17 protein-coding genes are annotated in these 23,345 nt (G+C 73.2%); 9 read left to right on the top strand and 8 right to left on the bottom strand.

The window, feature by feature from the left end; translation table 11 throughout:
* Nucleotides 1-3 precede the first annotated feature (3 nt).
* Both coaBC and metK read left to right on the top strand, forming a co-directional pair.
* Nucleotides 4-1,215 carry a bifunctional phosphopantothenoylcysteine decarboxylase/phosphopantothenate--cysteine ligase CoaBC gene (coaBC, locus tag J2S43_RS23475; RefSeq protein ID WP_306832622.1) on the top strand — a complete coding sequence of 404 codons (1,212 nt, stop codon included), beginning with the start codon at nt 4-6 and terminating at the stop codon, nt 1,213-1,215.
* Nucleotides 1,216-1,298: 83 nt separating this feature from the next.
* Nucleotides 1,299-2,492: a methionine adenosyltransferase gene (gene metK, locus J2S43_RS23470; RefSeq protein WP_306832620.1), complete on the top strand. Its 1,194-nt coding sequence runs from the start codon at nt 1,299-1,301 to the stop codon at nt 2,490-2,492.
* A 153-nt stretch (nt 2,493-2,645) separates the two neighbouring features.
* On the opposite strand, the gene J2S43_RS23465 is transcribed toward metK, so the two are convergent.
* The 5 genes from J2S43_RS23465 to J2S43_RS23445 form a co-directional block, all read right to left on the bottom strand.
* Nucleotides 2,646-3,491 (bottom strand): NAD(P)-dependent oxidoreductase, encoded by an 846-nt coding sequence (locus J2S43_RS23465; RefSeq protein ID WP_306832618.1) that lies wholly within the window; start codon nt 3,489-3,491, stop codon nt 2,646-2,648.
* Between the two features lie 95 nt (nt 3,492-3,586).
* Entirely contained in the window at nt 3,587-4,003 is a 417-nt protein-coding gene (locus J2S43_RS23460) for a VOC family protein (protein ID WP_306832616.1), read from the bottom strand.
* A gap of 54 nt (nt 4,004-4,057) precedes the next feature.
* Complete coding sequence (locus tag J2S43_RS23455) at nt 4,058-6,754, bottom strand: FtsX-like permease family protein (RefSeq protein ID WP_306832614.1); 2,697 nt, start codon at nt 6,752-6,754, stop codon at nt 4,058-4,060.
* A complete protein-coding gene (locus tag J2S43_RS23450) occupies nt 6,751-7,473 on the bottom strand; it encodes an ABC transporter ATP-binding protein (RefSeq protein ID WP_306832612.1) in 723 nt (240 codons plus the stop codon). The genes J2S43_RS23455 and J2S43_RS23450 overlap by 4 nt, the downstream gene beginning before the upstream one ends.
* On the bottom strand, nt 7,470-8,048 hold the full coding sequence (locus J2S43_RS23445; protein WP_306832611.1) for a PadR family transcriptional regulator: 579 nt from the start codon (nt 8,046-8,048) through the stop codon (nt 7,470-7,472). Before J2S43_RS23445 ends, J2S43_RS23450 begins: the two co-directional genes overlap by 4 nt.
* Nucleotides 8,049-8,674: 626 nt before the next feature.
* On the opposite strand from J2S43_RS23445, the gene J2S43_RS23440 reads away from it, so the two are divergent.
* Nucleotides 8,675-10,060: a sugar transferase gene (locus J2S43_RS23440; protein ID WP_306832610.1), complete on the top strand. Its 1,386-nt coding sequence runs from the start codon at nt 8,675-8,677 to the stop codon at nt 10,058-10,060.
* 73 nt (nt 10,061-10,133) lie between these two features.
* Here the strand turns inward: J2S43_RS23440 and J2S43_RS23435 are convergent, their stop codons facing one another.
* Both J2S43_RS23435 and J2S43_RS23430 read right to left on the bottom strand, forming a co-directional pair.
* Nucleotides 10,134-11,390 carry a DUF1501 domain-containing protein gene (locus J2S43_RS23435; RefSeq protein WP_306832609.1) on the bottom strand — a complete coding sequence of 419 codons (1,257 nt, stop codon included), beginning with the start codon at nt 11,388-11,390 and terminating at the stop codon, nt 10,134-10,136.
* A 20-nt stretch (nt 11,391-11,410) separates the two neighbouring features.
* Nucleotides 11,411-12,679, bottom strand: a complete 1,269-nt coding sequence (locus tag J2S43_RS23430; protein WP_306832607.1) for a DUF1800 domain-containing protein — start codon at nt 12,677-12,679, stop codon at nt 11,411-11,413.
* Between the two features lie 208 nt (nt 12,680-12,887).
* Between J2S43_RS23430 and J2S43_RS23425 the strand changes: the two genes are divergently transcribed.
* Genes J2S43_RS23425 through J2S43_RS23405 form a run of 5 tightly spaced genes read left to right on the top strand, consistent with a single transcriptional unit; the run spans nt 12,888 to nt 20,205 of the window.
* Nucleotides 12,888-14,021: a glycosyltransferase gene (locus J2S43_RS23425; RefSeq protein ID WP_306832606.1), complete on the top strand. Its 1,134-nt coding sequence runs from the start codon at nt 12,888-12,890 to the stop codon at nt 14,019-14,021.
* Nucleotides 14,008-15,267, top strand: a complete 1,260-nt coding sequence (locus tag J2S43_RS23420; RefSeq protein ID WP_306832603.1) for a glycosyltransferase family 4 protein — start codon at nt 14,008-14,010, stop codon at nt 15,265-15,267. The genes J2S43_RS23425 and J2S43_RS23420 overlap by 14 nt, the downstream gene beginning before the upstream one ends.
* A complete protein-coding gene (locus J2S43_RS23415; protein ID WP_306832601.1) occupies nt 15,264-16,472 on the top strand; it encodes a glycosyltransferase family 4 protein in 1,209 nt (402 codons plus the stop codon). The genes J2S43_RS23420 and J2S43_RS23415 overlap by 4 nt, the downstream gene beginning before the upstream one ends.
* Complete coding sequence (locus tag J2S43_RS23410) at nt 16,463-17,650, top strand: glycosyltransferase family 4 protein (protein ID WP_306832599.1); 1,188 nt, start codon at nt 16,463-16,465, stop codon at nt 17,648-17,650. The genes J2S43_RS23415 and J2S43_RS23410 overlap by 10 nt, the downstream gene beginning before the upstream one ends.
* Nucleotides 17,650-20,205, top strand: a complete 2,556-nt coding sequence (locus J2S43_RS23405) for an O-antigen ligase family protein (protein WP_306832596.1) — start codon at nt 17,650-17,652, stop codon at nt 20,203-20,205. The genes J2S43_RS23410 and J2S43_RS23405 overlap by 1 nt, the downstream gene beginning before the upstream one ends.
* Here the strand turns inward: J2S43_RS23405 and J2S43_RS23400 are convergent.
* Nucleotides 20,178-21,599, bottom strand: coding sequence for a hypothetical protein (locus J2S43_RS23400; protein WP_306832593.1), 1,422 nt, complete (start codon nt 21,597-21,599; stop codon nt 20,178-20,180). The genes J2S43_RS23405 and J2S43_RS23400 overlap by 28 nt on opposite strands.
* Nucleotides 21,600-22,029: 430 nt before the next feature.
* On the opposite strand from J2S43_RS23400, the gene J2S43_RS23395 reads away from it, so the two are divergent.
* The gene (locus J2S43_RS23395) at nt 22,030-23,085 is read left to right on the top strand and encodes an LCP family protein (RefSeq protein WP_442320070.1); all 1,056 of its coding nucleotides are present in this window, start codon (nt 22,030-22,032) and stop codon (nt 23,083-23,085) included.
* Nucleotides 23,086-23,345 lie beyond the last annotated feature (260 nt).

The raw sequence follows: 23,345 nt of genomic DNA, 5'->3' as shown, positions 1-23,345 counted from the left end.
GCGATGAGTGGTCCGCAGGTCGTCCTCGGAGTCGGGGGCGGAATCGCCGCGTACAAGGCGTGCGAGCTCCTGCGGCTCCTCACCGAGTCCGGTCACCGGGTCCGGGTGGTGCCCACCGCTTCCGCGCTGCGGTTCGTGGGCGCCCCGACCTGGGCCGCGCTCTCCGGGCAGCCGGTCGCAGACGAGGTCTGGGACGGCGTCCATGAGGTCCCGCACGTGCGCATCGGCAAGTCCGCCGACCTGGTCGTGGTCGCACCGGCCACCGCGGACCTGCTGGCCAGGGCCGCGCACGGCCTGGCCGACGATCTGCTGACGAACACGCTGCTCACCGCGCGCTGTCCGGTGATCTTCGCACCGGCCATGCACACCGAGATGTGGGAGCACCCGGCCACGGTGGCGAACGTGGCGCTGCTGCGCTCCCGCGGCAACCTCGTGATCGAGCCCGCGTCCGGGCGTCTCACCGGGGCGGACACCGGCAAGGGGCGGCTGCCCGACCCGTCCGCCATCTTCGCGTTCGCCCGGCGCGTGCTGGCCCGTGGCGTACCCACGCTGGATCTTGTCGGGAAGCATGTCGTGGTTTCCGCCGGCGGCACGCGTGAGCCCCTTGACCCGGTGCGGTTCCTCGGAAACCGGTCGTCCGGCAAGCAGGGCTACGCCTTCGCGTCCGCGGCTCTGGCCCGGGGCGCGCGAGTGACCCTCGTCTCAGCCAACGTCTCGCTGCCGGACCCGGCCGGTGCCGATCTGGTGCGCGTGGGCACCACGGAAGAGCTGCGCAAGGCCGTCGTCGCGGCGGCGGACGGCGCGGACGTGGTGGTCATGGCCGCGGCGCCGGCCGACTTCCGGCCCGCCACGGTCGCGGATCAGAAGATCAAAAAGACCGACGACGGTACGGCGCCGGTGATCGAGCTGGTGCAGAACCCGGACATCGCGGCCGAACTCGGGGCGCGCAAGGCGCCCGGGCAGGTGCTGGTCGCGTTCGCCGCCGAGACGCACGACGCGATTTCGCACGGCCGCGCGAAACTGCTGCGCAAACGCGCGGACCTCATCGTCGTGAACGAGGTCGGCGCGGACAGGGGCTTCGGGTTCGACACCAACGCAGCTACCGTTCTATCGGCTGACGGTTCCCTGACAGAGTTGGGCGAGCGGCCCAAGGAAGATCTGGCGGACGCCGTACTCGATCTGGTAGTCAGGCAGCTAAGCTCGACCACCGCATAGGGTTTGCCTCCCAAACCCAGGGGTTTGGTAGACAACTAGGCTGCACACCGCAGTTTTCATTTCGACTTACCTTGAGGAGCACCGTGGCACGCCGTCTGTTCACCTCCGAATCGGTCACGGAGGGCCACCCGGACAAGATCGCTGACCAGATCAGCGACGGGATCCTGGACGCGCTGCTCGCGCAGGACCCGACCTCCCGGGTCGCCGTGGAGACGCTCATCACCACCGGCCAGGTGCACGTCGCCGGCGAGGTGACCACGAAGGCGTACGCCGACATTCCCACCATCGTCCGCGAGACGATCCTGGGCATCGGCTACGACTCCTCCAAGAAGGGCTTCGACGGCGCGTCCTGCGGCGTCAGCATCTCGATCGGCGCGCAGTCGCCGGACATCGCGCAGGGCGTCGACACGGCGCTGGAGGCCCGCGAGGGCGAGTCCGACCACCTGCTCGACTCGCAGGGCGCCGGCGACCAGGGCATGATGTTCGGCTTCGCCTGCTCGGAGACGCCCGAGCTGATGCCGCTGCCGATCGCGCTCGCGCACCGGCTGGCCCGCCGCCTGTCCCAGGTCCGCAAGGACGGCACCGTGCCCTACCTGCGCCCGGACGGCAAGACCCAGGTCACCATCGAGTACGACGGGCTGCGCCCGGTTCGCCTCGACACCATCGTGGTCTCCACCCAGCACGCCTCGGACATCTCGCTCGAGTCGCTGCTCACGCCGGACATCCGCGAGCACGTCATCGCGCCGGAGCTGGAGGGCCTCGGCATCGACACCGAGGGCTACCGCCTGCTGGTGAACCCGACCGGCCGCTTCGAGATCGGCGGCCCGATGGGCGACGCCGGCCTGACCGGCCGCAAGATCATCGTCGACACGTACGGCGGCTACTCCCGCCACGGCGGCGGCGCGTTCTCCGGCAAGGACCCGTCGAAGGTCGACCGCTCCGCGGCGTACGCGACGCGCTGGGTCGCCAAGAACGTCGTGGCGGCCGGCCTGGCCGAGCGCTGTGAGGTCCAGGTCGCGTACGCGATCGGCAAGGCGCACCCGGTCAGCCTGTTCGTCGAGACGTTCGGCACCGAGAACGTGCCGGTCGAGCGGATCGAGAAGGCCATCACCGAGGTCTTCGACCTCCGCCCCGCCGCGATCATCCGCGACCTCGACCTGAAGCGCCCGATCTACCAGCAGACCGCCGCCTACGGCCACTTCGGCCGCGAGCTGCCCGAGCTGCGCTGGGAGTCCACCGACCGCGCCGCCGACCTGAAGTCGGCCGCGGGCGCCTGATCCCCGCTCTCTACGGCCCGGAAACGCTTCGGCGTTCCCGGGCCGTTGCCGTTCCCGGCCGGCTCCCCACCGGCGGTTCGCGGCCGGCGGGTCCGGTTTGGTGTGTGGGGTGCGTTCGGCATACGTGCCGCTGACCGTGGCATGGTTCGGGGGTCAGGAGTCGCGGGCTTCGAGGGCCTTGAGGGCGGCGGTGAAGTCGGCGGTGCCGTGGCCGAGGACGACCGTCTCCTCCATCAGGCGGTGCATGGTCTCGATGAGCGGGGTGGAGACGCCGGCGGCGCGGGCGGCGCCGGCGACCAGGGAGAGGTTCTTCAGGACGTCGGCGGCACCGCCCTGGATCGTGAAGTCGCGGGTGGCCAGCTTGGCGGACTTGACGCGGGAGATGTCGCTGGCCATCTGGCTGTTGTCGACGATGGTGCGCAGCGTGCCGAGGTCGAGGTGGTTGCGGGCGGCGAAGTGGAACGCCTCGACCAGGCCCATGACGCTGCTGAGCATGAAGATGTTGGTGGCCAGCTTCATGGTGAGCGCGTCCGGGACCGGGCCGCAGACGATGGTCTCGCGGCACATCGGGGCGAGCAGCGGCCGTACCGTGTCGGTGGTCTTCGGGTCTCCGGCCAGCATGGCGACGAGCGCGCCCTGCTCGGCCGGGACGCGGGAGCCGGAGACCGGCGCCTCCACATAGGATCCGCCGCCGGCGCGCACGGCCGAGTCGAGGCGCTGCGAGTCCTCGGGTGCGATCGTTCCCATGTGGACGACGATCCGGCCGGTGAGGTCCGCGTCCTCCAGCACCGCGTCGGCCGCGGCCGCGTTGGCCAGCATCAGGATGATGATCTCGGACCGGGCGAAGACCTCGGCGACGGTGCTCGCGACGCGGGCGCCGGCCTCGCGCAGCGGCTCGGCGCGGGAGGCCGTGCGGTTCCAGACGACGAGGTCGGTGCCGGCCCGGACGAGGTTCAGCGCCATCGGCTGACCCATGGTGCCCAGACCGATGAAACCCACGGTTGTCACAAGCGTCCTCCGAAGTCACGTCAGGTGCCTGAAGAAACGTTGGTGTGGCGGTCGCCGGTTCGACGGTTATGGCTCAGCTCACGGCCTCAGCCTACGAAGACGCAGAACGGGTGGCCGGACGGGTCCGCGTAGACGCGCAGCGGCTCGTCGTCGTCCAACCGCTCCAGCAGGAGCGTGCCGCCGAGCGCGAGCACGCGCGGATGCTGGGCGTCCAGCTCCGCGGCGCTGCCGACGGCGAGGTCGAGATGCAGCTGCTGGGGGATGTCGTGACTCTCCGGCCAGGTGGGCCGGGGCAGCTCGGGCACGTGCTGGAACGCGAGCGCCGGCGCGCCGCCGGGCTCGCACAGCACCAGCCAGTCGCGGCCCAGCGGGTCGTCGGCGCCGGGCGCGGGCGGCTCGTCACCGGGGCGGTAGGCGAGGCCGAGCAGCTCGCGGTAGAACTCGGCCAGCGCGCGCGGGTCCGTGGTGTCCAGCACCGTCTGGCGCAGCTTCGGAACGGTCATGTGGTGCATTCTGCCCGCCGCCGGGCCGGATCATCCGGCCCGGCGGCGTTCCGGTCAGGTCGGGCGCCGGCGTTCGATCGGCAGCCGGGACCGGGTGAGCAGGCCCGCGCCGAGCATCGCGACCAGCGGCACCACCAGGATCAAACCCAGATTCGCCCACGGTACGGCGAGCGGGTACAGCGGGACGAGCGGCCACGCACCGGCGATCGTCACGTTCCGCGCGGCCAGCACGGCGAACGCGGATCCGATGCCGGCCGCGACGCCGAGCAGCGACCCGAGCCCGGCGATCACACCGGACTGGCTCAGCGACAGCAGCCGCCGCACCCGCGGTGCCGCGCCGATCGCGGCCAGGGTGGACAGGTCCGCGCGCCCGTCCGCCGCGGCCAGGCCGGTCGCTATCCCGGCCGCGCCCAGCGTGATCAGCGTGGACGCCGCGGCCAGCAGCCGCAGCATCGGCGACTCGTCGCCGCCCGGCCCGCGCTCGACGAACGCGGAGCCGCTGCCCGCCTCGGCCAGCGCCAGGTTGAGCTTGTCGATCTCGGCGACGTCCGGCGCGGTCCCGGTGGCGACCACGAGGCCGGCCGGGGTGCTGGCGAGGCCGGCCTGCCGCACGACGGCCGGGGAGAGCACGGCGCCCGCGCCGAACCGGCCGGACTCCAGCAGGTGGCCGGGGACCGTGATCTCCCGGGACTCCGCCGCGTCGGCGCCGGGCCGGGTGAGGCCGACCTGCAGCAGCGCCATGCCGTCGTCGAGCAGCGACGGATCGCCGACCACCACGCCGCCGCGGTCGAGCACGGCCACGGCGCGGTCGAGGTCGGCGCCGGACGCGCCGGTCAGCGCGACCAGCGTCTCCCGGCCACCGACCGCGTCCCGGAACGTGGGGCCGGGGAAGTGCCAGGCCCGCTCGCACCGGGGGTCCTCGGCCAGCGCCAGGACCTGCTCACGGCCGGCCGGCTCGTTCTCGTCGCCGGGGCACCGGTTGACCGGCGGCGGGACCGCGGTCGCGTAACAGCTCTCGTATCCGCCCTGGTCCGGGCAGGTGACCTCGGACATCTCGGTGACCGTGGCGCCCGGCAGCAGCCGTTCGACCGCGGCCCGCGCCCGGCCCTCGGACGCCCGGTCGTAGTCCTCCCGGTAGTTCTCGTAACCGACGCCGACGTACCCGGCGGGCAGGCCCGGCAGGTAGCCCGCCTCCTCCTTCTCCGTGGTGCTGACCAGGTAGACGCCGATCGCGACCGTGCCGGCGACCGCGGCCATCACGGCGGAGACGGCCGGTGCGGACGACGCCCGGTTGCGTGCGGTGTCGCGCAGCGCGATCCGCGGCGCGGGCGGCAGCGCACCGCCGAGCCGGGCGATCAGCCCGACCAGCGACGGCGTGCACAGCACCAGGCCGAGCTGGGCGAGCACCAGGCCGGACACGATCTGGACGGCGCCCCAGTTCGCGCTGTCCCGCGGGCCGATCGCCGCGACGGCCGCACCCGCCGCGGTCAGCACCAGGCCGGTGATCAGCCAGCGGCGTTTGGAGCGGACCACGCCCCGGCGCCCGGTCAGCGCGGCCACCACGTCGGCGCGCGCGGCCGTGAACGCGGGCACGGCCGCGGCCAGCAGGCCGGTGAGCACGGCCAGCAGCACGATCCCGGCGAGCATCGGCAGGTTGAAGCGGTAACCGCCGAACCGGGCGCCGACCACCATCTCCTCCGCGACCGGCCGGGCCAGCACCGCGAGCAGCACCGCGGTGACGACTCCCATGACCGCGCCGGTGAGGCCGAGCGTCAGGCCGTCCGCGAGCACGATGCGCCGCAGATGGGCCCGGGTGCCGCCGTTCGCGGCGACCAGCGCCAGCGAGCGTTGCCGGCGCCGCGCGCCGACCGCGAACGCCGGGCCGGCCAGCAGGATGATCTCCAGCATGGCGAGGCCGCTGACGATGGTCACCAGGCTCACGCCCCGGGCTCCCACGCCCTGGCCCTCGTCCCACGGCAGCGCGGTGATCGACGGGTCCGGCGGGTCGAGCAGCACGGCCCGGGAGGTCACCGCGACGCCCTTCCGGTTGATCTGGTTGACCTGGACCCAGTCGACCGGCTCCGGCGTGTCCGCCAGCCACTGACCCGCGCCCACGCCGCCCGGCTCCGGGAACGTGCCGGGTGGGAAGACCATGAACTCGCCCAGGTCGGCGTGGAACTCCATGGTGCCGACCACGGTCCAGGAGCGGTCGCGCTCCCGGCTGGCGATGGTGTCGCCGAAGCGGGCGCGGGCCGCCTCGGACATCGCGACCTCGCCGGGCGCGGCCGGGGCGCGGCCGTCCAGCAGCTCCGCCATCCCCTGGAAGATCGGGTCGGCCAGGTCCAGCTGCGCGATCTCGGCGCTCGCCAGGCCGCCGTCGGCGGTCCGGAACTGCTCACCACCGAACGCCATGGGTACGACACGGCTGCCGGCGGGCAGCACGTCGAGCGCCTCCGCCTCGGTCATCCCGCCGCGCCCGGACTCGCTCTCCGCCGCGGCCGGCATCCACTGCTCGCCGTCCGCGCCCTGCACGATCGGCTCGGTGAGCCTCGGCTGGAGCAGCGCGTCGGCCGCGCCGAGCTTGCGGGTGACGGTCTCCCGCGGCGTGAGCGTCAGCATGTCGTAGGACGCGGCGGCGTAGCCCAGCGCGCAGACCGGCACCGCGATCATGGCGATGACCAGCGCGGACCGGCCCCTGGCGCGGCGCATCTCGCGGCGGGAGATCCGCAGCGCGGTCAGCCAGGACCTCATGAGGTGTGCTCCAGCAGGTCGTCCGCGCTGCTCAGCGGGCCGGACGAGTCGACGATCACGCCGTCCCGCAGGAAGATCACCCGGTCGGCCCAGCCCGCGTGCCGGGCCTCGTGGGTGACCAGCAGGCCGGCCGCGCCCGCGTCGACCCGCTCGCGCAGCACCCGCAGCACGGCCTCGCCGGTCTGCGAGTCCAGCGCGCCGGTCGGCTCGTCCGCCAGCACCAGGCGCCGCTCGCCGACCAGCGCGCGGGCGATCGCGACGCGCTGCTGCTGGCCGCCGGACATCTCGTCCGGGAACCGGGCCGCCAGGTCCGCGAGCCCGACCTCGGACAGCGACGCGATCGCGGCACGGCGGGCCGCGCGGATGCTCAGGCCGTCGAGCTCCAGCGGGAGCGCCACGTTCTCCGCGGCGGTGAGGCTGGGCAGCAGGTTGAAGTCCTGGAACACGTACCCGATGGTCCGGCGGCGCACCCGGGACAGCTCGCGGTTGCCGAGCGTGCCGAGCGACGCGCCCTCGACCAGCACCTGGCCGGCGGTCGGGCGGTCCAGGCCGCCGGCCAGGTTGAGCAGCGTGGACTTGCCGGAGCCGGACGGCCCCATGATCGCGACCAGCTCGCCGGGGCGAACCCGCAGCGTGACGCCGCGCAGCGCCTGCACCGCGGCCGGGCCGGTGCCGTGCGTGCGGTGCACGTCGGCGATCTCCAGTACGGCGTCGCTCATCGGCCGGCTCCTTCGCGGTCGTCGGCGCTGGCGTCCTGGGCCACCGGCTTCGCGGCCGGGGCCGGGCGGTCGCGCAGGATGGTCGCCTCGCAGTGGTCCAGCCAGCGGATCTCCGCCTCGCACTGGAAGATCATCGCGTCCAGGACGAGTCGCCAGGGGAGATCGCCGGTGTCCTGGCGGCGCTTCAGCCGCGTGTACTCCTGCAGCGCCCGGACCCCGGCGGTGCGCTGGCTCTGCACGACCGCGCCGACGTCCACGCCCGGCGTGGTCATCGCGAGTGCCAGCTTGATCGCGAGCTCGTCGCGGGGCCGGTCGGTGCGCTCGATCGGGGTGGCGAACCAGCGTGCCAGCTCGGCCCGGCCGGTCTCGGTGATCTCGTACGGTCGCTGGCCGCCGTCGTTCTCCGGCAGCGGGTGCACGAGTTCGTCGCGTTCGAGCCGCGACAGCGTGGTGTAGACCTGCCCGATGTTCAGCGACCAGGTGCCGCCCACGCTCTCCTCGAACGCGGCACGCAGCTGGTAGCCGTACATGGGCCCGCGCTCCAGGAGCGCGAGCAGGCCGTGGCGAATGGACATGCCTACGGAGTATGCATACCGAGTATGCGTCGCGCAACAGCCCCGTCGCGCAACAACCCCTGCGCGCTCCGGCCCGGTATGCAGCCGGCGCATGACGGGGCCGCGGACGTCGCATTGGTGATCGTCCGCGGTGTTCCGCACAAGCACGTGGAGCAGGGCTGTTGCGTAAAGGGGTTTACCACTTGTCCGGCGGGCGCGGTGGACTCGGTGTTGCCGCGGGGTGCGGGGCCGGAGTGGTGGGATCCGGAGGTGCTGGTCTGTCCGGCGACCGCGATCGTGCTCGGCTCGACAGCATGTCCGATAATCGGGTTGCCGGCGCATCAGGGGCTGGTGTTCGCTTATCCGTCGCCGGAATCGACCGTCCGCCGTGCTCCGGTCGGACCGGGCGAGCCCGCTTGAACATGACAGAAGCCGTCTACACAGCGCGGACCGGCCGCCGTATCCTGCTGTGTGCCGCTTGAGTAAACGTGATACGCGGCAACGGCCACGGGGGGCCCATGGGTATGTCGAGTGCATCGGTCGGTCTCGGGAACACGGGCAATGATTCGGGGACACGAATACCCGGCCCCCGGACGGGGGAAGGCGACCGGGCGGAGGATCCGGGGCGGGCCGGCGCGGCGCCGACCGTGGTGCTTCCCTACGCGGTGTCCCGCGCCTCCACCCGTACCCATGGCCTGCGCGCCTGGATGGTCGCGGCGCCGGTGGACGTCGCCGCGCTGCTGGCACCACTGCTGTTCACCGACCGTTACTGGCGCGGCACGCTGTTCGCGGCCGCGCTGACGGTTGCGATATTCGCGGTGGGCGGGCTCTACCGCCCGCGTCGTCAGGTGAGCGTCCTGGACGAGCTGCCCAGCCTCTGTGCCCGCCTGCTGGCCTCTGCCGGGATCGTGGCGATCATCGCGGCGATGCGCCATGACTCGGTCGACTACGTCACCGGCATGATGCGCTGGCTGGCGTGCTCGGCCGCACTGGTCATCGTCGGCCGGGCGATCACCAGGGCGTTGGTGTTGATCGCCCGCCGGCGGCGCTGGGTGTCGCACAACGCCCTGGTCGTCGGCAGTGGTCCGATGGCCGCCGAACTCGGCCGCCTGCTGCGGCGCAACCCGCGCTACGGCCTGCGGTTCGTCGGCAACGTCGACGATCCGCCGGCCGCCGGGGAGGCGTCGGCCGGCGGAGGGCTGCCGCTGGTCGGCACCCTGGCCGGGATCGAGCAGGCGATCGAGTTGGTGGAAGCCGACGTGCTGGTCGTCGCGGAGCCGCGATGCTCCGAGGCGGAGCTGATGGAACTCCTGCGCAGCCCGGCGTGCGCGGCCTGCGACCTGTGGATGGTGCCGCTGCTGTGGGGTTCCCGGTTGCAGGGCGGGGTGCCCGACCATATCGGCGCCATCCCCGTCGTCCACATTCGGCACATCGCCTTCGAGGGCCCGCGCTGGGTGCTCAAGCGGGCCTCGGACGTCGTCGTCGCCTCACTCGCGCTGCTCGTGCTGAGCCCCGTCTTCGCCCTGTGCGCGATCGCCACCCGGCTGACCCTCGGCCGGGGGATCTTCTTCCGGCAGGAGCGCATCGGGCGGCACGGAAAGCCGTTCAAACTGATCAAATTCCGCACCCTGCGCGCCGCCGCCGGCGACGCCACCACTGACGGCGACACCAGATGGTCCGTCGCGAACGACGATCGGGTGGGACCGGTCGGCCGGTTCCTGCGCCGTACCTCATTGGACGAATTGCCCCAGTTCTGGAACATCCTGCGCGGTGACATGACCGTGGTGGGTCCGCGGCCCGAGCGCCCGTACTTCGTCGAGAAGTTCTCGGCGGAGCTGCCCGAGTACGCCATGCGCCACCGCGTCCCCGTCGGGCTGACCGGGCTCGCCCAGGTCAGCGGCCTGCGCGGCGACACGCCGATCTCCGATCGAGCGAGGTTCGACAACTACTACATAGAGAACTGGTCGCTCTGGCTGGACGTCAAGGTGGTGCTGCGCACGATCGCGGAGGTCCTGCGCGGCGGCGGTCGTTGATCGGCGGGTCGCGATCAGAGCCTGTATCGAAGTGGGATGCCGGGCTGCGGCGAGGCCCACTTCGATGCAGGCTCTAAGACGGCGATATGAACGGCAGGAGCGATCCGCCGTACCCCTCGATGTATCGGGCGGGATCGGCCTGCAGCACCGAGGCCAGGACGGTGCCGAAGACCGCCCGGAAGTCCGTCGACGCCTTGAGGTCGCCGTCGTCCAGGTCGAGCAGGCTCGGCTGCTCGCCGTACAGCCCGCCCACCACACGCGGGCCCAGCACGAACACCGGGCCGGCCGTGCCGTGGTCGGTGCCGTCGGAGGCGTTGGCGCGCACCCGCCGGCCGAACTCGCTGTAGACGACCACCGTGACGTTCTGCCCGCCGGGCGTGCGCGCCATCGCGGCGACGAAGTTCGTCAGCGCGTCGTCCAGCTGCTTGAGCAGGAACTCGTGCCCCGACAGTTCCTCCGCGTGGGTGTCGAACCCACCGAGACTCACCGAGTAGACCTGGGTGGGCACGCCGGCCTCGATGCAGCGGGTCACCAGTGCGAGTTGGGCGGTCAGCTCGTTGCCCCCGCCGGTCCCGGTCGCCGCGGCCGGTGCATCGAGGGTCGCGTCGGGCGTCGTGCCGGGGTGCTCGGTCTCCTGCAGGACATGGGCCATGGTGACCAGGTCACCGTACGAGGCGGCGGCGTGGCGCTGCATCTCCGGCTCGCCCGGTTCGGCCCGGCCCAGCGCCGTCACCAGGTCGGCGTCGACCCACGACGGCAGGCTCAGGCCCCGGTAGCTCACGCAGGCACCGATGCGTGACCGGCCCACCAGCATGGGCGGAAGCACGGGCTCGAAGCTGACCGCCGCCTCCAGCGGTGCGTTGGTGCCGTCCAGCCAGCGCCCCACCCAGCCGGTGGTGACCGGTTCGGCCGGGGAGGCGGTCTGCCAGATGTCCATCGACCGGAAGTGGCTGCGGTCGGGGCGCGGGTAGCCGACCCCGAGCACGATCGCCAGCCGTTTGTCGTCCCACATCCGCCGGAGGCCGGGCAGCATCGGGTTGAGGCCGAGGGCGTCGTCGAGGCGGAGCACCTCCTCCGGCTGGTAGGCCAGCTCGGGACGCGCCGCCGCGTACCCCGGATCGGCGTACGGGATCACGGTGTTCAGCCCGTCGTTGCCGCCGTACAGCGTCACCAGCACGACCTTGTCCGGCCCGCCGGAGGTGGGGGACGGCTCCCGGTCGGCCGAGCGCAGCAGCTCGGCCAGGCTCAGCCCGGCGGCGCCGGCCGCCAGCGCGGCGCCGCCGGCCACGCCCGAGGCCAGCAGGAATCGGCGTCGTGTCACCGGGTCCATCTCAGGTCACCAGGCCCATCTCAGGTCACCAGGTATTCCGGGCTCACCAGGCCGAGCGTCAGCAACAGCCGGGTGTTGGTCACCTCGCGCAGCACCGCGTACGTCCGGTCGGTCCACCGGTCGATGCCCAGGAGGTAGGCGACGTCCTCCGGGCTCATCCGGCCGGGATCCAGCAGCCTGGCCAGCTTGGCCGCCAGGGTCAGCCGGACGTTGGCGGCGGCGGAGGTCAGCCACGCGGCGCCGGACGGCCAGCCGCCCACGCTGGGCGGGGTGAACGGGCGCTGGCCGAGACCGGCGAGGCCGTCCAGGATCTGGGTCATGGTCTCGGCGGGTGCGTCGGCGGGCTGCACGCCGAGCTGGCGCATCGCGCCGACGAGCCACTCCACCGGCTGCTTGACCATCGTGCCGGCGGTGGCCCGGAACACGTCCTCCGCGAAGAGCACCCGCAGCATGGCCCGGGGGTCGGGGAACTGGGCGGCCATCCGTTCCTGCACCTCCGCCGGGATCGGGTCGGCGGACGAGGCGTAGCGGAACCACAGCCGGGAGGCGATGAAGCGGGGGCACGCCGAGTGCCGCAGCAGCAGTTCGACGAGGCCGTGGGCGTCCAGCCGGCCGGTCACGCCCAGCACCGTCTTGGTGCCGGGGTCGTGGCGGCGCGGGTCGAACACCGTCCGCTCGCCGCCGAGGTCGATCCACCAGCCGGTCAGCGTCCGGCCGGCCTCCTTCACGTCGGTCTCGCCGTACTGCCCGATGCCGAGCAGGAACAGCTCGAACAACTCCCGCGCGAGGTTCTCGTTCGGCGCGTCCTTGGCGTTCAGCTGCCCGTCCAGCCAGTGGACCAGGGCGGGGTCGACGACCATGCCGTGCGCCAGCGCGCCGATGTCGCCCGCCTGACGCATCGTGCGGTGCTGCGCGAGGATCAGCTGCGGGCTCTTGACCTTCGTGATCGAGGTCGCCCAGTGCCCGTGCCAGAAGAACACCAGCTTCTCCGCGGCCTGGTGGTCGGCGACCGTCATCCGGTCCAGCCACCAGCGGCTGAGCTGCTCGGCCTGCGCGCGGCGCCGCTCGTCGGCGGTGGCCCGCTGCGCCTCCGACGGGTTCGTCAGGCCGGCGAACGGGTCGCGGCCGAGCTGGGGGATGGGCGCCCTGCTCGCACCGATGTCCGGTCCCGGCGGAAAGAGCGTTGTGGACACCGTGGCGGTGTAGCCCGCCTTCCGCGCCGCGGCCAGCTCCGCCGCGGTCGGGCCGAAACCGGCGCGACGCAGCAGCAGAGCTACGTCATCGGACATCACCGAACGGTACATCACGGCGGACCCGGTCGCCGACCGCGGAAGCGTTGTCGTGGATCACCATCGGCCGGCCGGTGAGCCGCGTCACCCGCCGTGGATCCATCACCGTCGCATGGCCGACGACAAGGTCATGGCGACCGTCAGCGCGGGGAGGCCTGCGGTAGCATCCCCGCACCGGAACGTCGTGTCCATGTCGGGGGAGGACCGGATGACGACCGCTGGGCACGGCCGTGGCGCGGAACCGCAGCAGCGGATCCGGTCGCTCGATGGGCGCTCCGTCGCGCTCGTGCACGAGTGGTACGGCGCGACCGGCGGGTCGGAGAGCGTGTTTCGGCACATCGCGGAGCTCATCCCGCACGGACAGCGGTTCGTGCTGTGGAAGGACCGCGATGTCACCGAGCCCGGGCTGCGCGAGTCCTGGCTGGCCCGGACCCCGCTGCGAGCGGCGAAGGCGGCCGCGCTGCCGATGATGCCCCTGGTGTGGCGCACGCTGACCCGCGAGCGGTTCGACGTGGTCATCTCCTCCAGCCACGCGTTCGCGCACACCGTACGGCTCGGTCCCCCCGAACGGACCCGCTACCTCAGCTACGTGCACTCGCCCGCCCGGTACGTGTGGAGCCCGGACTTCGACGGCCGGGGCAGCGGCCGCCTGCTGGCCGGGCCGCGCCGAGTCCTGCAGAGCGCCGACGTGCGACTCAGCCGCCACGTACACAGCTACGCCGCCAACTCCCGCGAGGTGCGCGACCGCATCCGCCAGTACTGGCGGCGCGACGCCGTGGTCATAAATCCGCCGGTCGACGTGGACTTCTACACCGCGGCGCCGGCGGCCGACCGGGCGCAGTCGCGCGACTATCTGCTCGGGGTCGGGCGGTGGATCCCGTACAAGAACTTCGACCTGATAATCGCGGTCGCGGACGCCGCCGGGCTGCCGCTGGTGATCGCGGGGTCGGGACCGGAGGAGGCGCACCTGCGGCGCCTCGCCGCGCGGGCCGGCGTTCCGGTCACCTTCGAGGTCCGGCCCGACCCGCAACGGCTGCGGCGGCTGTACTGGGGCGCGCGGGCGCTGGTCTTCCCCGTGCACGAGGACTTCGGCATCGTCCCGGTCGAGGCGCAGGCCTGCGGTACGCCGGTGCTGGGGCTGCGCCGCGGCGGACTGCTGGACACGGTGGTGGACGGGGAGACCGGCCTGCTCACCGACGACACGGACCCGCGCGTCCTGGCCCCGCTGGTACGGCGGACCGCGGAGCTGTCCCCGGAGCGGATGACGGCGAACGCGGCGACCTTCTCGCGGCGGGCGTTCGAGGAGAAGTTGACCGCGTGGATACACCATGAGTGCGGCTGACCCGCCGCTGCGCGTGTTGCACGTCAGCCACACCGCGCATGCCGGGGGAGCCGAGCTGGCGCTGGCACGCCTGCTGTCGCAGGAGCCGCCCTGGTCGGCAACCGTCTGTGCACCGGCCGCCGTTGACTCGCCGGCCGCCGTCGGCTCGCCGGCCGCCGTCGGCTCGCCGGCCGCCGTTGACTCGCCGGCTGCCGTCGGCTCGACGGCCGCCGGGGACGCGTTCGCGCCGTTGGAGCGCCGCGGCGTCGAGGTCCGGCGGTGCCTGCCCGAGCTGCCCACCGGCGGCACCCGCGGCCGCGACCCGGTGCTCGCCGCGCGCTACCTGGCGGCGCTGTGGGCCGGCGCCCGGGCGTTGCGGTCCAGCTCGCTGCTGGGCGAGGCCGACGTCGTGCACGCCAACACCGCGGCCGCCGCGATCATGTGCGCGCTGGCGATCCGGGGTGCGTCCGTGCCGCTGGTCGTGCACCTGCGCGACCTGGTCACCGCGGAGAGCCTGGGCCGTTTCGCGCTCGCGGCGTTCTCCGGGACGGCGCTGCGCCGGGCCGGCGGTGCGATCGCCAACTCGCGGTCCACGTTGGAGTCGGCGGCCGGCCGGCTCAGCCCCGCGGTGCCCGGCGTGGTGATCCCCAGCCCGATCGGACTGACCCGGCCGGCCACCCCGCCCACCGTCCGCCGGACCGTACGGACGGTGGGCATGCTCGGACGCCTGCAACCGTGGAAGGGGCAGCACGTCTTCCTCGAGGCCTTCGCCCGCGCCTTCGCCGGCACGGACGTGCGCGCCCACCTCGCCGGAGCCGCCCTGTTCGGTGCGACCGGGTACGCCGAGGAACTGCGCCGGCGGGCCGGCGAACTGGGCATCTCCGATCAGGTGACGTTCCTCGGGCACGTGGCGGACGTGGCGTCCTTTCTCGACTCCGTGGACGTCGTGGTGCACGCCTCCACCCGGCCCGAGCCGCTGGGCCAGGCGGTGCTCCAGGGCCTCGCGTACGGCCGGCCGGTGATCGCGTCGGCCGGCGGCGGGCCCGGCGAGTGGATCACCTCGGGCGTCAACGGGCTGCTGGTGGAGCCCGGGGACCCGGCGGCGCTGGCCGCGGCGCTGACCGAGCTGGCCGGGTCGTACGAGTTGCGCGCACGCCTCGCCGCCGCTGCATTCCGTACCACCGGCATCCTCACCGACCGCGAGTGCGCGGCCGCGCACGGCGAGTTCTTCCGTGCGGTGTCGCGGCGCGGACGGGCGGCCGCGTGACCGGCGCGACGGTGGACCGGCCGCGGTTGCGGATCGCCTACGTGCTGGCCCGTCCCACCGGCTACAGCGAGACGTTCGTCGACTCCGAGATACGCGCGGTCCGGGCCACCGGCGCGGCGGTCGACGTCTTCCCGGCCACCGAGGCCGGCGGCGGGCGTGCGGCTCTGCTGGCCCGCGTCGCGGCCCGGCACCCGGTCCGGCTGGTGCGTGGTGTCCGCACGCTCGGCTTCTCGTACGGCGCGCGGGGCTGGCTGGCCGCCGCCACCGCGATCCGCTTGGCCCCGGCGGTCGCGGCGGCCCGCCCGGACATCGTGCACGCGCACTTCGTGAACCTGCCGACCGCGATCGCCGTACTGGTCGCCCGCGACCTCGGCGTGCCGGTGACGGCCACCGCCCACGCCGCCGACTTCCGGCTGGAGAAGCACCGGGCGGCCCTGCGCCGCCGGCTGCTCGCGCTGAGCCACCTCTTCGTCATCTCCGCCGCGGCCGCCGGTCAGCTCGCCGAGCGGGGAGTGCCGATGACACGGGTGCCGCACGGGGTGGTCCGCGCCGCCTTCGACGGTGTCATGGCGCCCCGGTCGAGGGCCCGCGGCGGCTCCGGCACCCGGCTCGTCACGGTGGCCCGGCTGGTCGGCAAGAAGGGCATCGACACCGCGATCGAGGCCGTGGCACGGCTCGTCGCCGCCGGCCGTGGCGTGACCTACGACGTGTACGGCGACGGCCCCCTGCGGGCCCCGTTGGAGCGCCTCGCCGCCGACCGGGGCGTCGGCGCCGCGGTGACCTTCCACGGGGCCGTGCCGCACGGTACCGCGGTCGGGGCCCTGGCCGATGCCGACGTCGCGGTGCTGCCCTGCCGGAGCGACGCCGGCGGCGACCTCGACGGCATTCCGGTCTTCCTGATGGAGGCCGCGAGCCGTCACGTCCCGGTCGTCACCACCGCCGTCTCCGGTATCCCCGAACTGGTGGACGAGAACAGCGGCCGGCTGGTGCCACCGGACGACGCGGTCGCCCTGGCCGAGGCGATCGAGCAGGTGATCGACGACCCGGACCGGGCGGCGCACCGGGCGGAGCTGCTGGCCGGGCGGGTCGCGGCGGAGTTCTCGCCGGAGCTGCAGGCGCAGCGGCTGCTGGCGACCTGGTACCGTCTCGCCCGCCCGTCGCACCGGACGGTGGCTCCTGGCCGACGGAGGCGTCGATGGACCTGACCGTCGTGTGCACGTTCTTTCCGCTGCCGGCGGACCGGGGCGATCCGGTGCGGGTGTTGATGATCCTGCGGGCGCTTGCGCGCGTACGGGCGTACACCCTGTTCGTGGTGCGCCGGGCGGAGACCACCCCGGAGCAGGTCGACGAGTTGAGGAAGATGCTGCCAGGCGTGCGGGTCGAGGACTTCCCGGCCACCCCGTACCGGCTGGACCGGCTCGGACCGGCCGGACGGTACCCGGAGGCGCTGGCCGCCGGCATGCCACCGTGGGTGCGCAGCCGGTACAGCCGGCCGATGCACGTGCGCCTGCGGGCCCGGGCCGGCCTCGGGCTGGCCATCGGCGAGGCCGCCGGCGCGTACCTGGCGGGCACCCGGCTGCGCTGGCACTGGGACAAGGCCAACGTGCTGGCGGACAGCAGCCGTCAGGACCTCGCCGAGGCGTCGGGCGTCGCGCATCGACTGCGGGCCCGGCACCTGGTGACGGCGTCCACCCGGTTCGAGGCGCAGGCGCTGGCCCGCTGCGACACGGTGTCGGTCACCAGCGAGGCGGAGGCCGCGCGACTGCTGCGATGGCACGGCCGGACCGCGAACTTCACGCTGGCCAGCTGCGTGCCGATCCCGGCCGGGCACACGCCGCGGCCGGCCGCGCGAGCGCTGGTCTGGCTGGGCAGCTTCGCCTACCGCTCCAACCTGCTGGGCCTGCGCCGCTTCCTGGCCGAGGGCTGGGCGCCGCTGCGTCGCGCCGGATACACGTTGACGCTGGTGGGCTCCGGGCTGACCGACCGGGTCCGGGTGGACCTGGCGGCGTACGACGGCGTCACCGTGGCCGGTTACGCCGAGGACCTGCGCCCGGTTCTGGGCCGCTCGGCGGCGGCGGTGGTGCCACTGTGGAGCGGTGCCGGGGTCAAGCTCAAGACCCTGACACTGCTCGCCCACGCGGTGCCGGTGTTCAGCACGACGATCGGCGCGGAGGGTGTCCCGGCCACGGCCGCGGTGCGGATCGCCGACACCCCCCAGAGTCTGGCCGAGGAGATTCTGCGCACCTCGCGGGCGGACCTCGACGCGATGGCCGTCGAGGGCCCGCGCCTGATCCACGCCGAGCTCTCGGAACAGCGTTTCGCCGAGCGGCTGGTCCGGTCGCTGACCCACTGCGGATATCTGCACCCGGCCGAGGGGTATTGATGTCCACCCGCAAGATGGCGTCGGCCTCCATGGCCAACCTGCTGATTCCGCTCAGCGGCCTGCTGACGAGCCCGTTCCTCTCCCGGGAGCTGGGGCCCGAGGGGCGCGGCCTGTACGCCGCGATCACCCTGCCGATCATCGTCTGTGGATGGCTGGGCACGGCCGGACTGCAGGACGCGCTGACCTACCACCTGCGCGAGGGCCGGCTGTCCCGGCGGGCCGCGGCCACGGTCAGCCTGGTCGCCGCGGTGCCGCTGGGCCTGCTCGGCGTGGCGCTGCTCGCCGCGGTGGGACTGTTCGTCTTCGCCGACGACCGCGGCCACTACGACCAGCTGCTGGTGTTGGCGTTGTTCGCACCCGCGCACATCCTGGCCAACCTGCTCATCGGAGCGCTGACCGGTGAATCGGACATCCTCGGGGTCAACCTGGTCAAGGTGGTGCCGGCGCTGATCCGTACCGTCATGGTGGTCATCGCCTGTCTCGCCTTCGACCTCAGCGCGTTCTGGGCCGGGCTGCTGTTCCTGGCGTCGGTCCTGGCCGGCCTCGCCCTCGGGCTCGCCCGCCTCCTGCGGGCCGGCCCACAGGAGGCGGCCCGAGCCGAGCCGGGCGTGCCCGTTCGTTCGCTGCTCGCGTACTCGTTGATGTGCCTGCCCGGTGTGCTGGCGGGAATTTCCACCGCCCGTTTGGACCAGATCATCGGGCTGCCGGTGATCGGAGCGAAGGAGCTCGGTTATTACGCCGTCGCCGTCTCGGTCGCGGAGATTCCCATGGTGATCGGCGTGGCCGCCCGTACCGTGCTGATGGGCCGGTCGTCGGCGGCGGACCGTCGTCTGGCCGCCCGGCCGGCGCGGCTGGCCACGCTCGCCTCACTGGTCGCCTGCGCATCGCTGGCGGCGGCCGCCCCGCTGGCCGTGCCATGGGTCTTCGGCGGCGCCTTCGCCCCGGCCGTGCTGCCCACCGTGATCCTCTGCGCCGCCACTGTGCTGTACACCAGCGTGGTCATCATGGGCGCCGTCCTGCTCGCCGACGGCCGGCCGGGCCGCTCGTCCGCCGCCCTGGTCGCCGGTGCGGTGGTGGGCGTCGTCCTGCTGCTGGTCCTGGCGCCGTTCGGGGCGGTGGGCGCGGCCGTCGCCAGCCTCGCGGGCTACGGAGTCTCGCTCGCCGTGGCCGTGTGGGCCGTCGTCCGGAACGGACCGGGGTGGACGCCGCGCATGCTGACCGTCCCGTACGCCGACGACATCGCGGCCGCGCGGGACTGGATGCACCGCAGTCCGGTGGTCGTCCGGGTGGTCCGGCTGGCCCGCGGTACCGGCGTGGGCACGATCGGCGCCGTCGTCCTGTTGAGCCTGGCGTGGCTGCGTACGGTCGTCCCCAGCCTGGTGGAGATGTTCATCAGCGGCCGGCCGGCGTTCAACGCCCCGGACGACGTCGTGCCCGGGGTGGCCGACGTCCTCGGCGACGCCATCAGCCTCGCCTTCGTCGCGGTCGCCGCGGCCCTGGCCGCGGTCGGCGTGCTGCGGGGCCGGCCGGACCGATGGCCGTGGCTGATCGTGGTGCTCGGGCCGCTGGTCGCGATCACCGTCGCCGGCCTGGTCAACCAGCAACTGCCCGGCCTGGTGACGCTGGCGCTGCCGCTGGCCGCGGCGGCGGTGTGGCTGTGCCCGCCGGACCCGCGTGCGCTGGTCGCGATCGGAGCCCTGGGTACGGCATCGGCCGTTCTCTCGATCCTCATGGCGGTGCTCCGCCCGGATCTCGGCCTGATCTCCGGAGAGGCGGCCGGCGACAAGAGCGTGCTGCTGGGCGGTCTGCTGGCCGGCCCGTTCCTGCACTCCAACGTGCTCGGCATCGGGTTGGCCCTGAGCCTTCCGTTCGTCTTCGGTGTCGGCTCCCGCCTGGTGCGCGGGGGGATGCTGCTGGTCGTGTTCCTGGCCGTGGCGTGGACCGGTGCGCGCACCGCGCAGCTGGCGGTGGCCGCCGTCCTGCTCGTCCACCTGGTCATCCGGTACGCGCCGCGGCGGTGGCGCGGTGGCGCCTGGCTGCTGTCGGCACCGGTGGCGGCCGGGTTCGCACTGGTCGTGGCGGTGCCGCTGCTGACCCGGGACCCGGACGGTTTCACCGAACGGGGCCGGATCTGGCAGGCGCTGCTGGGCCGGTGGGCCGACCGGCCGCTACTGGGCTGGGGACCGGGCGTCTTCGACCGTCCCGAGCTCGCGGACGCGCTCGGCGGCCGGTTCACCCACGGGCACAACGTCCTGGTCCACCTGCTGGTCGTGGGCGGGTTGCTGGCGGCCGTGCTGTTCGCCGGACTGGTGGTCCTGGCCTGGCGGCAGTCCCTGGCGCCGGCCCGCGCCGGTCAGCCGGCCCCGGTGCTGTTCCTGGTCGCGCTGGCCCTCGTGTCACTGCTGGAGGCGTCGCACGTGTCCACCACACTGACCGGATACCTGACCTGGCTGCCGCTGGTGCTGATCGTGCGGCTGGGACCGATCCGGCCCGCCGCGCCGGTGGGCGGTGGGCCGGCCGAGCCGACTCAGAAAATGGTGGTGTCGCGGACGTAGTTGGCCACCCGGCGGAGCTGTCCGGCGCCGTCCACCGGAGCGGTCATCCGGAGGACGACCTGCCGGTCGATCGCGCCCTCGCTGCCGGCGCGCCAGAACGCCACGACGACCAGGCCGTATTGTTGCTCTCCGTCGATCTGCAACGTGCTCGACTCCGCGTACGCGGCCGTCGGCCCGGCGCCGATCCACTGCAGACCCCACGCCTCCTCGGCCTGGCGCATCGTCGTCTGCCGGTCCTTCGGGCACTGGTCAGGACAGTCGCGGACGATCAGCTCACCGCCGGTCTGCACATCGTCGCCGGCGGCCAGCCCGCAGCGATACCGGGTGAAACCCGCCTCGCGCCCGTCCAGGACGCACTGCCAGGACATCGGGATCTTGAGAGTGAAGCCGAGCCCGTCCAGCCCGGTGAGGGTGCGGATCCGGTCGGTGGGGGCGAACCGGGGCCAGGCGGCCGGCCACTCGCCGGGCTTGGGCGGCTCGATGCCCGGCGCCCGCGGCGGCGCGGCCGGGACTGACGCGGACGCGGACGCGGACTCGGCGGCGGCCGTCGGTCGCGGGCCGTCCTCGGGCTGCCCGTCGCCGAGCGCCCACCAGGCGAAGGCGCCGGAGCCGGCGGCCAGCACGCCGATCGCGACGGCGATCGCGATCCATCGGCCGGTACGCCGCGGCTTGCGCGGCACCGGCTGAATCCGCCGCACCGGTGACGTGAACGGATCCTCGAGGTCCGGCGTGGGCGTGCGTGGGCCGCCATAGGCGAACGGCTGCCCGGATATGGGCGGGCTCGATACCGGCGGGCCGGACACCGGGCTGCCGTAGGCGAACGGCTGCCCGGATATGGGTGGGCTCGATACCGGCGGGCCGGACACCGGGCTGCCATAGGTGGGGATCTGGCCGGATACCGGCGGGCCGGACACCGGGCCGCCCGACGTGGGCCGGTCGCCGGCCGGCCAGGGCGAGTCCGGCTGGACCGGGCCGGGGTGGCTCGGAGACGGCGAGATCGGCTGGTGTGGCGGCGTCACCCAGGGGCCCGGCGCGATGACCGCACCGGCCGTGACGTCGGCGGTCGGCTCGTCCACAGCGGTGGGCGCCGGGTTCGCGGCGGGCGAGTCGCCGGTGCCCGGAGTGGCCGGAATGTACTGCTGGCCGAGGGAGAGGAAGATGCGCTCCGCGCCGGGCCCGCCGTCGGCCGGGCAGGCCACCCAGGGTTCGGCGGCGGTGAAGTCCGAGTACAGGAAGGGTGGGCCGGGCCGCGGCTGATCCGGCGAGTTCGCCGCGGCGGCGAACGCGTCACGCCAGCGCGCGTCGGCACCGGCGGTCAGTACCGCCACCGTCAGCGGCCGGCCCTGCACGTCGACGGCCGACCAGACGGTGCCGACTTGGCAAGATCCCAGCACCTCGATTATGCGAAATGGTGTGTTCGCCAGCATCCCAGTCCCCCCTGTTGCAGCTGCGTGCGGATCCTAACGACCCGTGTCTGCTTCGCAGATGCCGGGACGCCGGCGCCGTTTCGCTGGTCCGGCTGGACCCGGTGGCGCCACCGCCGCCGATCCGCTACGGCGTGATCCCGCCGAGCCGACGCGTGGGGGCACAGCCGCCGGGCCGCTGCCGGAGGCGTGCGAGAACGGCCCGCCGTCGTCGCGCGCGGAGGAACCCGAGACCCTGGCCCGCCGGTGCTCCTGGAGCGTACTGCCGGCCCGCACCACGGGTGGTGCGGCGGCGTCGCCGGTGACCCGCGCCGAGCCCGTGGCGCGACAAGATTCCGGCGGCTGTGCGTCGGCCGGTGGGCAGCTGCGGGCCGTAGCGGCCGGTCAGTACCATCGCGGCATGGCGCAACGATCGCAACTCGCCGAACCGGACGACATACAGGTCGCCGAGGCGGTGCCCGGCGGGCCGCCGCGCCGCCGCGCCCGCCGAATCGTCCTCATCGTCCTTTTGGTGCTGGTCCTGCTGGGCGTGGGAGTCATCGGCGCCGGCGGCCTCTACCTGCGCTCGGTCGAGGGTGACATCGAACGGGTGGAGGCATTCGACCAGGTGCCCGAGGCCGACCGGCCGGTCAAGACCATCGCGGACGCGATGAACATCCTGATTCTCGGCAGCGACACTCGGGATCCGGACAATCCGTCCGGCTCGCGCAGCGACACCATCATTCTGGCGCACCTGACGCAGGGCCGATCCAGTGCCCAGCTGGTCTCCATCCCGCGCGACACCTGGGTGAGCGTGCCGAAGACCAAGGACGGCCAGGGCGGTCAGGATGCCAAGATCAATGCGGCGTACGCGTGGGGCGGCATCCCGCTGATGGTGCAGACGGTGGAGAAGTTCACCCAGGTGCGCATCGACCATGTCGCGCTCATCGACTTCGCCGGTTTCAAGGACATCGTCGACGCGCTGGGCGGCGTGGAGATCGACGTGGCGGAGGGCTTCACGTCGACGCACTCGCTCAACCCGGACGGGCGGCGCACGTTCGTCAAGGGCCGGCAGACGATGGACGGCGCCGCAGCCCTGGATTACGCGCGCGAGCGCTACGCGTTCGCCGATGGGGACTTCACCCGAATCGAGCACCAGCAACAGGTCATCAAGGCCATTCTGGACAAGGCGGTGTCCGGAGGCATGCTCACCAGCCCGGGGCAGGTGAACTCGTTCCTGCGGGCCACGGCCGACGCGGTCACGGTCGACGACACGTTGTCGATCGCGGACATGGCCGCCGACATGCGCCATCTTCGATCGGACAACCTGACGTTCATCACCAGCCCGACGAAGGGAACCGGCCAGGTCGGCGCCGAAAGCGTCGTGCTCGCCGACACCGAGAAGGCGAAGTCGTTCTACGACGCCGTACGCCGCGACGCCGTGCCCGAGATCCTGTCGATCGGGAAAGGGAAGTAGCACCCCCCGAGGGCCGGCCCTGGCACGTGAAGACCGACGTCCACGCCCGGCGGTGGTCATCGCGAGTGCAGCTTGATCGCGAGCTCGTCGCGGGGCCGGTCGGTGCGCTCGATCGGGGTGTCGGACTAGCCGTACATGGGCCCGCGCTCCAGGGGCGCGAGCGGGCCGTGGCGAATGGACATGCGTACGGAGTGGGCGTACCGAGTATGTGCTCCGCCGGGCGAGCCAGGGACGTGGTCCGCGTCGATTTGACGAACGGC

Source organism: Catenuloplanes nepalensis (genome assembly GCF_030811575.1).
In the GTDB taxonomy this organism is placed as follows: domain Bacteria; phylum Actinomycetota; class Actinomycetes; order Mycobacteriales; family Micromonosporaceae; genus Catenuloplanes; species Catenuloplanes nepalensis.
The sequence above is the reverse complement of the archived record's forward strand: the minus strand, read 5'-3'. Positions and strand labels throughout refer to the sequence as shown.

Excerpts from the sequence above, each read along its gene's own strand:
- coaBC (WP_306832622.1), top strand. The coding sequence starts at position 4 with ATGAGTGGTCCGCAGGTCGTCCTCGGAGTCGGGGGCGGAATCGCCGCG.
- J2S43_RS23460 (WP_306832616.1), bottom strand. The coding sequence starts at position 4,003 with ATGACCGTTCCGAAGCTGCGCCAGACGGTGCTGGACACCACGGACCCG.
- J2S43_RS23455 (WP_306832614.1), bottom strand. The coding sequence starts at position 6,754 with ATGAGGTCCTGGCTGACCGCGCTGCGGATCTCCCGCCGCGAGATGCGC.
- J2S43_RS23450 (WP_306832612.1), bottom strand. The coding sequence starts at position 7,473 with ATGAGCGACGCCGTACTGGAGATCGCCGACGTGCACCGCACGCACGGC.
- J2S43_RS23445 (WP_306832611.1), bottom strand. The coding sequence starts at position 8,048 with ATGTCCATTCGCCACGGCCTGCTCGCGCTCCTGGAGCGCGGGCCCATG.
- J2S43_RS23435 (WP_306832609.1), bottom strand. The coding sequence starts at position 11,390 with ATGGACCCGGTGACACGACGCCGATTCCTGCTGGCCTCGGGCGTGGCC.
- J2S43_RS23430 (WP_306832607.1), bottom strand. The coding sequence starts at position 12,679 with ATGTCCGATGACGTAGCTCTGCTGCTGCGTCGCGCCGGTTTCGGCCCG.
- J2S43_RS23425 (WP_306832606.1), top strand. The coding sequence starts at position 12,888 with ATGACGACCGCTGGGCACGGCCGTGGCGCGGAACCGCAGCAGCGGATC.
- J2S43_RS23420 (WP_306832603.1), top strand. The coding sequence starts at position 14,008 with ATGAGTGCGGCTGACCCGCCGCTGCGCGTGTTGCACGTCAGCCACACC.
- J2S43_RS23410 (WP_306832599.1), top strand. The coding sequence starts at position 16,463 with ATGGACCTGACCGTCGTGTGCACGTTCTTTCCGCTGCCGGCGGACCGG.
- J2S43_RS23405 (WP_306832596.1), top strand. The coding sequence starts at position 17,650 with ATGTCCACCCGCAAGATGGCGTCGGCCTCCATGGCCAACCTGCTGATT.
- J2S43_RS23395 (WP_442320070.1), top strand. The coding sequence starts at position 22,030 with ATGGCGCAACGATCGCAACTCGCCGAACCGGACGACATACAGGTCGCC.